Below are 12590 nucleotides of genomic sequence, written 5' to 3'. Positions count from 1 at the left end.
GTCAGAGGTTAGTCATAATTGAGCGTATACGTGACCCCGGAATTCGCCGAACCGCCTTTAATCGGGCCGGGGAGCCTGACATAGTTCACTGAAAGCGGGATTGAATAACTGCCAACGCCCGCCGCACCGTCAAACCATTGGCCGGGGTTGCCGGTGCCGCTCAAGTCGGGACCAAAGTTAACCAGGCCGTGTCGGTTGTTCACTTCCAGGGCAATACCCAGTGCATCGGAGTCCGGAGACAGATTTAGTTGGGTCGTGGTGTTTCCTGGGTTATTGGCGTCGGTCAGGGTTACATGAACATTGCGTGTACTGGTGCCTCCGGTACACGTCAAGTCAATAGCGAAGTCTTGAGGCGTTGTCCGGCCTGATGAATTAAAGTCCGCCACGCTTACTGCTCCCAAGCCCACGTTAATGTCCGGGCGGTTTACTGCGCAGGTGGGTCTTAGTATAGTTACGTTAATAAGGTTGGCTAATCTGACATTTAAAAAATTAAAGTTGTTATTTTCATTGAGATTGCCTCTTATAAGAACTGCGTTTGGGAGTATTTGCCCGTCAGTGTATATTTCGCCAGTTTTGATTAGTGAAATCATGTAGTTTGCATTTGGCCTCGTGTATATGATGTATCTGGGTGTCTCGCTGGTAAAGGAAGAAGTGACAGGAAGATTACCGGCGAAACGACCAGATACGTCGGTGTACCGGTTTGCAAAGTGTATTATCATTCCTATTCCTGGAATGCTTGTGTCGTAAATTTTTATCGCGCCGAGCATGCCAGTGACTGGGTAGTCAGAGTCTACCGAAGCGTTAGGGATTATATCGGTGCATGTAATTGCTATTTCTGGATCTGAGCTCGTGAGCGGTAAATGATATAAAAAACTACCTGTGGGGGCTGAGCCATCTACTTGAATATTCCAAGTGGGGGCGTTTGTAAGTAGGCGATCAATTGAACCGCTGACAGTACAGCTAGTGTCGTGAGCGGTTAGTTTATTTTCTAACGTACAACGATATACTGTGCACCCCTCGCCCCGAGATGGTTCCAGGCATGCCTCGTCCAATTGCTCCCTTTGCACTGCAGCCCGCCGACGTTCTTACGCTTCAAGGTTGGCTGCGCATGAGTACGCTGGAGCAGAGCCTTGCTCAGCGGGCGCGGATACTGCTTTTGCTCAATGAAGGGGTGACGCCCATTGCCATCTGTGGGCAATTACTGATCACGACACCGACCGTGTTCAAGTGGCGAAAGCGTTATCTGGCGTCGGGCATCGACGGCCTGAACGACCTGCCGCGTAGCGGTCAGCCTTTGAAGCTGGGTGCTGAGAAAGTCAAAGAAATCCTGACCCTGACAACGCACCGGGTTCCCAAGGAAGCAACGCACTGGAGCGTCCGGTTGATGGCCAAGTACGCTCGCGTTACCACCTGGCAAGTCCGGCAGATATGGGCTGCGTCGGATCTCAAGCCGCACCGACTGAAGACATTCAAGATCAGCAACGATCCGCACTTCGCTGAGAAGGTCATCGATGTGGTCGGGCTGTACCTGAGCCCTCCGGACAACGCCATGGTGCTGTCGGTTGACGAGAAAACTCAGATCCAAGCGCTGGATCGTACTCAGCCAATGCTGCAACTTCGGCCTGGGCAGATCGAGCGGCGAACCCATGATTACAAGCGCCATGGCACGGCGAGCTTGTACGCCGCGTTCGACATCATGACCGGTGAAGTAATGGGCCGGATTACCCAGCGGCACCGGGCCAAGGAGTTCCTGGATTTCCTCCGGCAGATTGATAAGAACACGCCTGCCGAGTTGGATCTCCATGTGATCCTGGATAACAGTTCGACCCACAAAACCCCAGCGATCAAGGCCTGGCTGGAAAAGCATCCGCGCTTCAAGCTGCACTTCACGCCGACCAGTGCGTCCTGGCTAAACGCGGTGGAAGGCTGGTTTTCACAGCTGGAGAGACGCGCACTGTATCGAGGTGTCTTCACCAGTGTTACTGATCTGAAAGTCGCGATCCGCCAGTTCATTACTGCTCATAACGAGCATTCAGCCAAGCCGTTCAAGTGGACAAAGACCGCAGCGGCCATCATCAGCTAGGTACATATGGCAAAGCTGAGTGTGATGAAGAATAAGCTAATGAACTAACCGCTCGAGACACTAGCGGCGGGGTGATGGCAAAGGGAATAGAGCCGGAAGGCGTGCCGGACCTGTCGCCGTCGAGCCAGGACTGGATCAATATTTCATCGCTGCCCACATTGCGCACCGTGACACTGGCTTCTTTTTTATCTCCTTCATAGATAACCCGTGTTGAACTGAGCGTGATGGCAGCCTGCGCTTGACCGCACAGCAAGATGGCTAACAGCGCCACCACACCGTTTAAAGAATGTTGAAACATGGTAGTGCCCTCACGGCGCTCTATGACTCGAAGGGAAGTTTTGGAACTTCCCTTGCTTGGCGCTTAGTCGTAAGTAAACGTAAATGGCAACGTTGCATTCGCTTCGCCGGCGACAACAGGATCACCGTTCACGACATAAGCTGCCCGTAGATCGAGAGATGCTCTTGCCGTGCCATCGGCGGCAACGGTCAGAGGTTCTGTAATCGTGTCACCTGCCCGCATGTCGAGAATTTGGTTGGCGCCATTGATTAAACCAATACCGACCCCCGTGGCATCGCCCACTGTTTTTAACAGTCTAGAGTCGCGGCTATCTTGACCCGAGCCCGAGCGCGGATCGAAGTTCATATAAACATTGCTGAGCCCGGTTGCGGCGGTGCAGTCGATGTCTACGGTAATTCGGGTATTGGCGCCTGCAGCAGCGCTGCCATCGTTTAAATCGTCAATTGATACCAGGCCAAGATCAACGTCGAGGTCAGAACCCCCGCCACCGTTAATAGAACACGTTGCAGTGGTCAGACCGCCTGTAAAGTTGATATTGCCTGTTGATGCTTGAACAAACTGAATAGAAGAAGCCGCCACCAATATGCCTGACGCGAGTAATATTTTTTTCATGTGTACCTTCTGATAGAGCAATCCGATGAGTGTGCTGGATAAGTGCTACGCAACTTCAGAATGGTACTTTTGATGCACATGAATCAGATGGCGGATTAGTCCAGCGTATGCGTAGGGTTTTTCTCAAGTTTTGTTGGATTGTCGAACGCTCCGGGTGGAAATCAGCCTCCTTAGGCTTGTGTTGATAATCAATATCGCTTAATAATGAATCTCATTATCGAGCGGGCTTGGGTCATGAGTTCTGCCTTGCGTGAAGGGCTGTATCTAGAAAGCTGGCGTTGGATGAGCCGCCAGATCCGCTGCGGGCTGGCGCCGGACGAACCGCGCCTGATCGAGCATTACCTGGCTGAAGGCCGCTATCTTGCCGGCTGTACGGCGACCTCTCCCTGGATGATTGCCGTTACCTCGTTCCGGCTGTTGCTGGATACCGCAACCGATACGGCGTTGCCCTGGCATTGGCGCACTCTGTGTCTGGACCACGCGTGGCGTCCGCTGCGCGACCTCGAAACCCAAGCCCTGTGTACCTGCCGACTCAAACGCTGGCAAAGCTTTGCCTGGCTGTTGGCTACCTGCGAGCTCCAACCTTCAATTTCTTTAACAGAACTGGTGCAAGGATTTCCTGATGAGTAACACTCGTATCGAACGTGACAGCATGGGTGAGTTGCGCGTACCTGAGGCGGCGCTGTATGGCGCTCAAACACAGCGTGCGGTCGACAACTTCCCCATCAGTCATCAACGCATGCCGGCGCAATTCATTCGCGCGCTGATCCTGGCAAAAGCTGCGGCCGCCCAGGCAAACGTCGAACTCAAACAGATCACTGCTGCTCAGGGCGAGGCCATTGTCGAGGCCGCCCAGATCCTGCTGACCGGGGATTTCATGGAGCACTTCCCGGTGGATATTTTCCAGACCGGTTCGGGCACCAGCTCCAACATGAATGCCAATGAAGTGATCGCAACGCTGGCCACGCGGCTACTGGGCGAGGAGGTCAATCCCAATGACCATGTCAACTGCGGGCAAAGCAGCAACGACATCATCCCGACCACCATCCATGTCAGCGCGGCGTTAGGTCTGCACGAGCAACTGCTACCGGCGTTGAGGCATCTGGTTCAGGTGATCGAGCACAAGGCCGAGCAGGTTCATGTGTACGTCAAAACCGGGCGCACGCACTTGATGGATGCCATGCCCGTGCGCATGAGCCAGGTGCTCAACGGTTGGGCACAACAGCTCAAGGCCAATATCGAGCATTTGCACAACCTGCAGCCAGCGCTGCAATCCCTGGCGCAGGGCGGTACGGCGGTGGGGACGGGGATTAACGCGCACCCGCAATTCGCCGGGTTATTCAGTCAGCGGCTCAGCGCCTTGACTCACGTGACGTTCACGCCGGGCAAGGATCTGTTCGCGTTGATTGGCTCGCAGGACACGGCGGTAGCCGTGTCGGGGCAGCTCAAAGCCACGGCGGTGTCGCTGATGAAAATCGCCAACGATCTGCGCTGGATGAACTCCGGGCCGTTGGCGGGCCTGGGTGAGATCGAGCTGGAGGCCCTGCAGCCCGGCTCCTCGATCATGCCGGGCAAGGTCAATCCGGTGATCCCGGAAGCCACTGCAATGGTTGCGGCTCAGGTTATCGGTAACGACACGGTGATCACGGTTGCAGGTCAGTCCGGCAACTTTGAGCTGAACGTGATGTTGCCGGTGATCGCCCAGAACCTGTTGAGCAGTATTGAGTTGTTGGCCAACGCCAGCCGTCTGCTGGCCGACAAGGCGATTGCCAGCTTCAAGGTCAACGAGGCCAAGCTTAAAGAGGCGCTGTCGCGTAACCCGATTCTGGTGACGGCCCTTAACCCGATCATCGGGTATCAAAAAGCCGCTGAAATCGCCAAGACCGCCTATCAACAAGGTCGTCCGGTGATTGACGTGGCCCTTGAGTACACCGACCTGCCACGCAGCCAGCTAGAGATCTTGCTAGACCCCGAGAAACTGACCGCCGGCGGCGTTTAACGCATCCACACTGCTTTGGAGGCTCACATGGAACATTGGAAACGCACGATCGAAAGAGCCAATCGCTGTTTCGCCGAGGGTGAGTTGGTCGATGCGCGAGAGCATTACTTGCAGGCGCTGGCGTTGGCTCAAGTGTTGTTCGAACGATGGAGTGATGCCGACGAAGCAGTGGCGGCTTGCGTCATTTCGCACCATAACCTGGCGGATTTGCATTTGCGCCTCAACCAGCCGGAGGAAAGCGTCGAGTACCTCTGTGCGATCCATCAGCGTTTATTGCAAACCATGCAGAACGCTCGACTGTCGTCGGCGTTGCGTGAAGCAGCGTTGCGTCAGAGCAGCAAAACCTATGTTGAGCTTTTGAATTTCATCAGTGAGCACGGCGAATACCCGCGCTCCAATCTTTTACTCAAAAGCAATGTGGCTCAGAACAGCCATGAGTTCTCGACAGTTAGCGGCCATCACTTAGGAGCACACTGATATGACTTATACCTTGCCTGCCTTGCCTTATGCCTACGACGCGCTCGAGCCGCATATTGATGCGCAAACAATGGAAATCCACTACACCAAGCACCACCAGACCTACATCAATAATCTCAATGCGGCGGTAGAGGGTACTGAATGGGCGCAATGGCCTGTAGAAAAGCTGGTGGCCAGTGTTCATCAATTACCCGAGAAGCTAAGGGCTGCGGTGATCAACCAGGGCGGCGGGCATGCCAACCACTCGCTGTTTTGGGAGGTCATGAGCCCCAAGGGCGGGGGCAAGCCAGAAGGTGCATTGGCCAAGGCAATTGACGAACAGTTGGGTGGGCTCGAGACGTTCAAGGAGAACTTCACCAAGGCCGCGTTGACGCGTTTTGGCAGCGGCTGGGCATGGCTGAGCGTGACGCCGCAAAAAACACTGGTGATTGAAAGCAGTGGCAACCAGGACAGCCCGTTGATGAATGGCAATACGCCGATTCTGGGGCTGGATGTGTGGGAGCACGCTTACTACCTGCGTTATCAAAACCGTCGTCCGGAATACATTAACGCGTTCTATAACGTGATTAATTGGCCGGAAGTGGCGCGTCGTTATCAAGCCGCGATTGGCTGAGCCCACTTAACAGGATTCAGGCAGATTATGGGCACGCAAATATTGGCCGTCGGTGGTGTTCGGATGTTTCGTTATGCCCTCGGCACACTCTTGCTGTTGGCGGGTACTGCCTTGCTGGTGGCCAAGGGGCTGGTCTGGCTGGACCTGGAGCCCAGATTGCTGCGGGCACTGCAAGGCGGTGCGCTCTGTGCGTTAGGCACCGCGTTGGGCGCGGTGCCGGTATTGGTCATTCGTAAAATGCCGGTGGCAGTGAGCGATACCTTGCTTGGCTTTGGTGCCGGGGTGATGCTGGCTGCCACCGCTTTCTCGCTGATTGTGCCGGGAATCGCGGCTGCTCAGAGTCTGGGGTTGTCGCCCTGGTCCTCCAGTGGCCTGATCAGTGTGGGCATCCTGCTGGGTGCATTCTGCCTGTTTATGGTGGATCGCAAAGTGTCGGGGGTTGGGCCGCAAGTCTTTGCCAGCCGTCCCGGAGAGCCGGTCATTGCACCGCGCATCTGGTTGTTTGTCATCGCGATTGTGGCGCACAACATTCCTGAAGGGATGGCGGTCGGGGTGTCGGCGGGGGGTGGAATGCCTGATGCCGATAGCTTGGCGATGGGGATTGCGCTGCAGGATGTGCCGGAAGGGCTGGTAATTGCCTTGGTGTTGGCTGGGGCAGGGGTGTCGCGAATCAAGGCCTTCCTGATCGGTGCCGCCTCAGGTTTGGTCGAACCAGTGTTTGCGGTGCTTTGCGCGTGGCTGGTCAATCTGGCCGAAGTGTTGCTGCCATTGGGGTTGGCATTGGCTGCAGGGGCGATGCTATTGGTGGTCACACAAGAGGTTATCCCGGAGTCTCGACGCAATGGCCACGAAAAACTGGCGAGTCTGGGATTGTGTGTAGGTTTCTGCTTGATGATGGTGATGGATACGGCGCTTGGTTGAGCCGATCGCTGTAGCCGCTACTCACCTTCATCGAAGAAGTTGTTGATCAGCGCGACCAACGCATCCAGCGCTTCCTGTTCTTTCTCGCCTTCGGTTTTCAGGTGGATGGTGGTTCCTTTGCCAGCGGCGAGCATCATCATTGCCATGATGCTCTTGCCGTCTACCATTGACTCAGGTGTACGACCTGCCCGGATCTGGCATGGAAACTGACCTGCGATACCGACGAACTTTGCAGATGCCCGGGCGTGCAAGCCCAGTTTGTTGATGATTTGTATTTCCAGTGCAGGCATCGCAGGGTAGATCCTTCAAGTAAGGTCGCGGTGGCGAACCTGGACGTTCTTCAGAGTTTCTTGCAGGCACTTGCCCAGTCGCTCGGTCAGGTACACGGAGCGGTGATGTCCGCCCGTACAACCAATACCAATCGTTACATAGGCACGATTGCTCGCGGCAAAGCGTGGTAGCCACTTCAGCAGGTAGCTGGAGATGTCCTGGAACATTTCCTCGACATCAGGTTGTGCTGCCAGATAATCGGCAACCGGCTGATCCAGCCCGGATTGCTCGCGCAGTTCGGGCTTCCAGTACGGGTTGGGCAGGCAACGTACGTCAAAGACCAGGTCGGCATCCACTGGCATCCCGCGCTTGAAACCAAACGACTCAACCAAAAAGGCGGTGCCGGCTTCAGGTTTGTTCAGCAGGCGCAACTTGATGGTGTCACGCAACTGATACAGGTTCAGATTGGTGGTGTTGATGGTCAGGTCAGCGAGGTCGGCAATCGGTCCAAGCAGCTGGGTTTCATCGCGAATAGCTTCGGCAAGCGAACGGCTTGCGCTACTGAGCGGGTGACGCCTGCGGGTTTCCGAGAAGCGCTTGAGCAGGGTTTCTTCGTCGGCATCCAGGTAGAGCACGTCGCACTGGATGTGCCGGTTGCGAACCTCTTCAAGCAACTGGGGAAAGCGTGACAAATGGCTTGGCAGGTTTCGCGCGTCAATCGACACGGCCACCAGGGGTTGCGCTAATTCGGTGTGAATCAGCGCACGTTCGGCCAGTTCCGGCAGCAAGCCTGCCGGAAGGTTGTCGATGCAATAGAAACCGTTGTCTTCAAGGACGGCGAGGGCGGTGCTTTTACCGGAGCCGGAGCGTCCGCTGACAATGACTAAGCGCATGATTAATGACCGTTCTGTACGTCCAGAACAACCTGATACAACGCTTCGTTGCTGGGTGCGTTGCGCAGTCTTTCGCGCACGTCTTTACGATCGAGCATGCTGGCAATCTGCCGGAGCAGTTCCAGGTGTGCATCGGTTGCCGCTTCTGGTACCAGCAAAACGAAAAGCAGGTCGACCGGCGCGCCATCGATGGCGTCGAAATCTATAGGGGCGTCGAGGTGAAGCAAGGCGCTGACAGGCGACTCGCAGCCCTTGAGGCGGCAATGGGGTATGGCGATGCCGTTACCAAAACCGGTGGAACCCAGTTTTTCACGGGCAATAAGGCTCTCAAAAACATCCTGCATTTCGAGACCAGGCACTTCGCGGCTGATCAGGTTGGCAATGTGTTCGAGTGCGCGCTTTTTGCTGCCGCCCGGCGCGTTCACCAAGGAACGGCCGGGGGTCAGGATACTTTCAAGTCGGATCATGGGTTGGGAGTATTAACGACCGGTCGCGCCCTGGAGCAGGCTTTGGGTCTTTTCCTTATGCTTTTTCAGTTGGCGATCAAGCTTGTCAGTGAGCAGATCAATGGCGGCATACATGTCGTCATGCTCGGCGTTGGCAACGACTTCTCCTCCATGGATGTGCAAGGTGGCTTCGATTTTCTGTTTCAGTTTTTCGACCGCCATCGTTACCTGTACGTTGGTAATCTTGTCGAAATGACGCTCAAGTCGGTCGAGTTTTTCGCCGATGTAAGCGCGTAGCGGTTCGGTGACTTCCAGTTGGTGTCCACTGATGTTGACTTGCATACAGTTTCTCCTTTGATGCCATTGCATAAAGCGGCAGGCCGAGCAGCCTGCCACTGAAACGCCGGGGTCCGTGGCTTACATCAAACGCTTGCGTTCGCTCGAAGGCGCTATCCCGAGGGATTCGCGGTACTTGGCGACGGTGCGACGGGCTACCTGAATACCTTGTGCCTCCAGTAAACCAGCGATCTTGCTGTCACTCAACGGCTTTTTCTGATTTTCAGCTGCAACCAGTTTTTTGATGATGGCACGGATCGCAGTGGAGGAGCATTCGCCGCCTTCAGAGGTGCTGACGTGGCTGGAGAAAAAGTACTTCAGCTCATAGATACCGCGCGGGGTATGCATGAATTTCTGCGTGGTAACCCGCGAAATGGTTGACTCGTGCATGCCCACGGCTTCTGCGATGTCGTGCAGTACCAGTGGCTTCATGGCCTCGTCGCCATATTCCAGAAATCCGCGCTGATGCTCGACGATCTGGGTCGCCACTTTCATCAGGGTTTCGTTACGGCTCTGCAGGCTTTTGATAAACCAGCGTGCTTCTTGCAGCTGGTTGCGCATAAAGGTGTTGTCGGCGCTGGTGTCGGCGCGACGCACGAAACCTGCGTATTGCGGGTTTACCCGCAGACGTGGCACGGACTCCTGGTTGAGCTCCACCAGCCAGCGTTCGTTGTCCTTGCGAACGATCACGTCAGGCACGACATATTCGGCTTCGCTGGACTCGATTTGTGAGCCCGGGCGCGGATTGAGGCTTTGCACCAGCTCGATGACCTGGCGCAGTTCTTCCTCTTTGAGCTTCATGCGGCGCATGAGCTGGCTGTAGTCGCGCGCGCCCAGCAGGTCGATGTAATCCGTGACCAGGCGTTTGGCTTCGTTCAGCCAAGGTGTCTTGGCCGGGAGCTGGCGCAATTGCAGGAGCAGGCACTCGCCCAGGTTGCGCGCACCAATGCCGGAGGGTTCGAATTGCTGGATGCGGTGCAGGACGGCTTCGATTTCGTCGAGCTCGATATCCAGTTCCGGATCGAACGCTTCGAGAATTTCCTCGAGGGTTTCGTCCAGGTAGCCCTGGTTATTGATGCAGTCGATGAGGGTCACACCGATCAGTCGGTCGGTGTCGGACATCGGCGCAAGGTTCAACTGCCACAGCAGGTGGCTTTGCAGGCTCTCGCCGGCAGAGGTGCGGGTGGTGAAGTCCCACTCGTCATCATCGTTGCTTGGCAGGCTGCTGGCGCTGGTCTGGTAGACGTCTTCCCAGGCAGTGTCCACAGGCAGCTCATTGGGGATGCGGTCGCCCCAGTCGCCGTCTTCCAGATTGTCTACCGTCTGTGCGGGCTCCTGGTAGGTGGGCTCCTGAACGTCGGAATTGGGTTTTTGCTCGATGTTGTCGGCCAAGGGGTCTGCATTGTCGAAGTCGTCGCCTTCTTCCTGGCGTTCAAGCATCGGATTGGACTCCAGGGCTTCCTGGATTTCCTGTTGCAGGTCGAGGGTCGACAATTGGAGCAGGCGGATGGCCTGTTGCAGCTGAGGTGTCATCGTCAGCTGCTGGCCCATTCTCAGGACTAGCGATGGTTTCATGGCAGGGGCTTAACACCTTATTCGCCGGCGCACATGGCGCCATCCACTACAGGGCGCGCGAGCGCCAAACTTAAGCAAATTATATGCCTGAAACCGGTGCGTTTGCCTAGGGGGCGTTCTCAATTAGTTTCCACGCAGGGGGAGTAAACCCATTGAGAGCGCCCGGGCAATAAAAATCATCGGGACTTTTTACTGCCTCAGGTGCTCTGACAACACGCGACATGCCTGGATTTACAGGCGGAACTCATGGCCCAGGTAAACTTCTCTCACCAACTTGTTGGCCAGAATCGTTTCTGCATCACCTTCGGCGATCAGTTGGCCGTCGTTAACGATATAAGCGGTTTCGCAGATGTCGAGGGTTTCACGAACGTTGTGATCGGTGATCAGCACGCCAATGCCTTTGGCCTTGAGGTGGTGAATGATTTGCTTGATGTCGCCCACCGAAATCGGGTCAACCCCGGCAAAAGGTTCGTCGAGCAGGATGAACTTTGGCGCAGTGGCCAGGGCGCGGGCAATTTCTACCCGGCGACGTTCACCACCCGACAGGCTCATGCCCAGGTTGTCGCGGATGTGGTTGATGTGGAACTCCTGCAGCAGGCTTTCCAGCTCTTTGCGTCGACTGGCCTTGTCGAGTTCCTTGCGTGTTTCGAGGATGGCCATGATGTTATCCGCGACAGACAGCTTGCGGAAAATCGAGGCTTCCTGCGGCAGGTAGCCTATACCGGCGCGTGCGCGGCCGTGCATGGGCTCATGGCTGACGTCCAGGTCGTCGATCAGGACGCGGCCCTGGTCGGCATGCACCAGGCCGACAATCATGTAGAAGCACGTGGTCTTGCCCGCGCCGTTAGGGCCGAGCAAACCCACGATTTGCCCGCTGTCGATCGACAGGCTGACATCACGTACTACCTGACGGCCCTTGTAGCTTTTGGCCAGATGCTGGGCTTTCAGAGTTGCCATTACTGGGCCTTCTGCGGGTCGGTTTTCTTCTTGGGCTGGATCACCATGTCGATGCGTGGGCGAGGTGCTGTGACCTGGCTACCATTGGCGCGACCGGCGCTGGCGATTTGTTTCACCGTGTCGTAGACGATTTTCTCGCCTTCGGTGGTGTTGCCGTCGTTGATGACCTTGGCCTTGTCGATCAGCACGATGCGATTTTGCGGCGCATGGTACTGAATGGTGACGGCGTAAGCCTGGACCGGCTTGGGGTCTGTGGCTTTTTGCAACTGCTCGAAGTAAGCCAGGTTGCCCACAGAAGTCACCACGTCGATTTCTCCCGCAGCGTTACGGGTGATGGTGACGGTATTGCCGGTGATTTTCATCGAGCCCTGGGTGATGATTACATCGCCCTTGTAGGTGGCGATGCCTTGCTTGTCATCCAGTTGTGCTTCGTTGGCCTGAATGCGGATAGGTTGCTCGTTGTCGTTCGGCAGAGCCCAGGCGCTCACGCTTCCCAGTGCTGCGCTCAAGCTGAGCAATAAAGGGAGGGTTTTAACGAGACTCATACTGTCCTCTTACGTTGGACAGCAGGTCCATCCTGCCGTCTTTCAAATATGCTTTCATTCCCTTGCCAGTAGTCACGCCGCCAGCGCCGTCGATTCTAACGTCTCGCTCGGTCTGCGCATATTGCTTCTGCGGGAATACAGTCATGCGGGTACTGGTAATAATCGTGGTGCGTTTTTTCTCGTCGGTACGGGCTATGCGCACCGAGTCGATCAGCTCGACTTCAGTACCGTCCGGATTGACTTCACCGCGCTCGCTCTTCACGTCCCACGGGTAGGCCGTGCCGCGATACAGCTGCATTTTCGGGTTGGTCAATAGAGTGACTTCGGAAGCTTTCAAATGTTCAAGCTTCTCGGAGGTCATCTCGTACTGCAACTTGCCGTCGGGCAGAAACTGAAGGCTGCGTGCGTTGGTGGCGTAATAGTCGATAGCGTGTTCATCCACGGCCACGGTAGGGGCGTCGAGAAAGCGTTCCGGCCTGATGTTCCAGTAGCCAACTGCTGCAAACAGCGAAGCAATGACCGCGAACAGCAGTATTTGGCGAATCTTTTTGCTCAGCATAGAAAG

Annotated in this window: 17 protein-coding genes; 6 read left to right on the top strand and 11 right to left on the bottom strand. The window is 55.8% G+C overall.

Annotated features, from left to right (window positions below; all coding sequences use genetic code 11):
* Positions 1 to 8: 8 nt before the first annotated feature.
* Complete coding sequence (locus V6P94_RS23205) at positions 9 to 590, bottom strand: fimbrial protein (protein ID WP_338648767.1); 582 nt, start codon at positions 588 to 590, stop codon at positions 9 to 11.
* 449 nt (positions 591 to 1039) lie between these two features.
* Between V6P94_RS23205 and V6P94_RS23200 the strand changes: the two genes are divergently transcribed.
* A complete protein-coding gene (locus V6P94_RS23200; RefSeq protein WP_338648766.1) occupies positions 1040 to 2083 on the top strand; it encodes an IS630 family transposase in 1044 nt (347 codons plus the stop codon).
* Here the strand turns inward: V6P94_RS23200 and V6P94_RS23195 are convergent.
* Both V6P94_RS23195 and V6P94_RS23190 read right to left on the bottom strand, forming a co-directional pair.
* A complete protein-coding gene (locus tag V6P94_RS23195; protein ID WP_338648764.1) occupies positions 2076 to 2381 on the bottom strand; it encodes a fimbria/pilus periplasmic chaperone in 306 nt (101 codons plus the stop codon). The genes V6P94_RS23200 and V6P94_RS23195 overlap by 8 nt on opposite strands.
* 63 nt (positions 2382 to 2444) lie before the next feature.
* Positions 2445 to 2993, bottom strand: a complete 549-nt coding sequence (locus V6P94_RS23190) for a fimbrial protein (RefSeq protein WP_338648763.1) — start codon at positions 2991 to 2993, stop codon at positions 2445 to 2447.
* 234 nt (positions 2994 to 3227) lie between these two features.
* Between V6P94_RS23190 and V6P94_RS23185 the strand changes: the two genes are divergently transcribed.
* From V6P94_RS23185 to V6P94_RS23165, 5 genes are read left to right on the top strand one after another with little or no spacing between them, the layout of a single operon-like run.
* On the top strand, positions 3228 to 3623 hold the full coding sequence (locus tag V6P94_RS23185; protein WP_338648762.1) for a FagA protein: 396 nt from the start codon (positions 3228 to 3230) through the stop codon (positions 3621 to 3623).
* Complete coding sequence (locus V6P94_RS23180) at positions 3616 to 4992, top strand: class II fumarate hydratase (protein WP_338648761.1); 1377 nt, start codon at positions 3616 to 3618, stop codon at positions 4990 to 4992. Before V6P94_RS23185 ends, V6P94_RS23180 begins: the two co-directional genes overlap by 8 nt.
* A 27-nt stretch (positions 4993 to 5019) precedes the next feature.
* On the top strand, positions 5020 to 5469 hold the full coding sequence (locus tag V6P94_RS23175) for a hypothetical protein (protein ID WP_133076372.1): 450 nt from the start codon (positions 5020 to 5022) through the stop codon (positions 5467 to 5469).
* 1 nt (position 5470) lies between these two features.
* Positions 5471 to 6082, top strand: coding sequence for a superoxide dismutase (locus V6P94_RS23170; protein ID WP_326397368.1), 612 nt, complete (start codon positions 5471 to 5473; stop codon positions 6080 to 6082).
* Positions 6083 to 6109: 27 nt separating this feature from the next.
* Positions 6110 to 7003, top strand: a complete 894-nt coding sequence (locus V6P94_RS23165; protein ID WP_338648759.1) for a ZIP family metal transporter — start codon at positions 6110 to 6112, stop codon at positions 7001 to 7003.
* 17 nt (positions 7004 to 7020) lie between these two features.
* Here the strand turns inward: V6P94_RS23165 and V6P94_RS23160 are convergent, their stop codons facing one another.
* The 8 genes from V6P94_RS23160 to lptC all read right to left on the bottom strand — a co-directional run bounded on the left by V6P94_RS23160 (position 7021) and on the right by lptC (position 12584).
* The gene (locus tag V6P94_RS23160; protein ID WP_019825032.1) at positions 7021 to 7293 is read right to left on the bottom strand and encodes an HPr family phosphocarrier protein; all 273 of its coding nucleotides are present in this window, start codon (positions 7291 to 7293) and stop codon (positions 7021 to 7023) included.
* A gap of 15 nt (positions 7294 to 7308) precedes the next feature.
* The gene (gene rapZ, locus V6P94_RS23155) at positions 7309 to 8166 is read right to left on the bottom strand and encodes an RNase adapter RapZ (RefSeq protein WP_133076369.1); all 858 of its coding nucleotides are present in this window, start codon (positions 8164 to 8166) and stop codon (positions 7309 to 7311) included.
* A gap of 2 nt (positions 8167 to 8168) precedes the next feature.
* The gene (gene ptsN, locus V6P94_RS23150) at positions 8169 to 8633 is read right to left on the bottom strand and encodes a PTS IIA-like nitrogen regulatory protein PtsN (RefSeq protein WP_095001138.1); all 465 of its coding nucleotides are present in this window, start codon (positions 8631 to 8633) and stop codon (positions 8169 to 8171) included.
* Between the two features lie 12 nt (positions 8634 to 8645).
* Positions 8646 to 8954, bottom strand: a complete 309-nt coding sequence (gene hpf / locus V6P94_RS23145; protein WP_016781796.1) for a ribosome hibernation-promoting factor, HPF/YfiA family — start codon at positions 8952 to 8954, stop codon at positions 8646 to 8648.
* Between the two features lie 75 nt (positions 8955 to 9029).
* Positions 9030 to 10523 (bottom strand): RNA polymerase factor sigma-54, encoded by a 1494-nt coding sequence (locus V6P94_RS23140; protein WP_338648758.1) that lies wholly within the window; start codon positions 10521 to 10523, stop codon positions 9030 to 9032.
* A 231-nt stretch (positions 10524 to 10754) separates the two neighbouring features.
* Positions 10755 to 11480 carry an LPS export ABC transporter ATP-binding protein gene (lptB, locus tag V6P94_RS23135; RefSeq protein ID WP_133076366.1) on the bottom strand — a complete coding sequence of 242 codons (726 nt, stop codon included), beginning with the start codon at positions 11478 to 11480 and terminating at the stop codon, positions 10755 to 10757.
* Positions 11480 to 12025 carry a lipopolysaccharide transport periplasmic protein LptA gene (gene lptA / locus V6P94_RS23130; protein ID WP_133076365.1) on the bottom strand — a complete coding sequence of 182 codons (546 nt, stop codon included), beginning with the start codon at positions 12023 to 12025 and terminating at the stop codon, positions 11480 to 11482. Before lptA ends, lptB begins: the two co-directional genes overlap by 1 nt.
* Entirely contained in the window at positions 12012 to 12584 is a 573-nt protein-coding gene (gene lptC / locus V6P94_RS23125; protein WP_338648757.1) for an LPS export ABC transporter periplasmic protein LptC, read from the bottom strand. The genes lptA and lptC overlap by 14 nt, the downstream gene beginning before the upstream one ends.
* Positions 12585 to 12590: the final 6 nt, after the last annotated feature.

It is taken from the genome of Pseudomonas sp. ML2-2023-3, assembly GCF_037055275.1.
GTDB lineage: Bacteria > Pseudomonadota > Gammaproteobacteria > Pseudomonadales > Pseudomonadaceae > Aquipseudomonas.
Note: the sequence above shows the minus strand (reverse complement) of the source record. Positions and strands in the feature narration are given on the sequence as shown.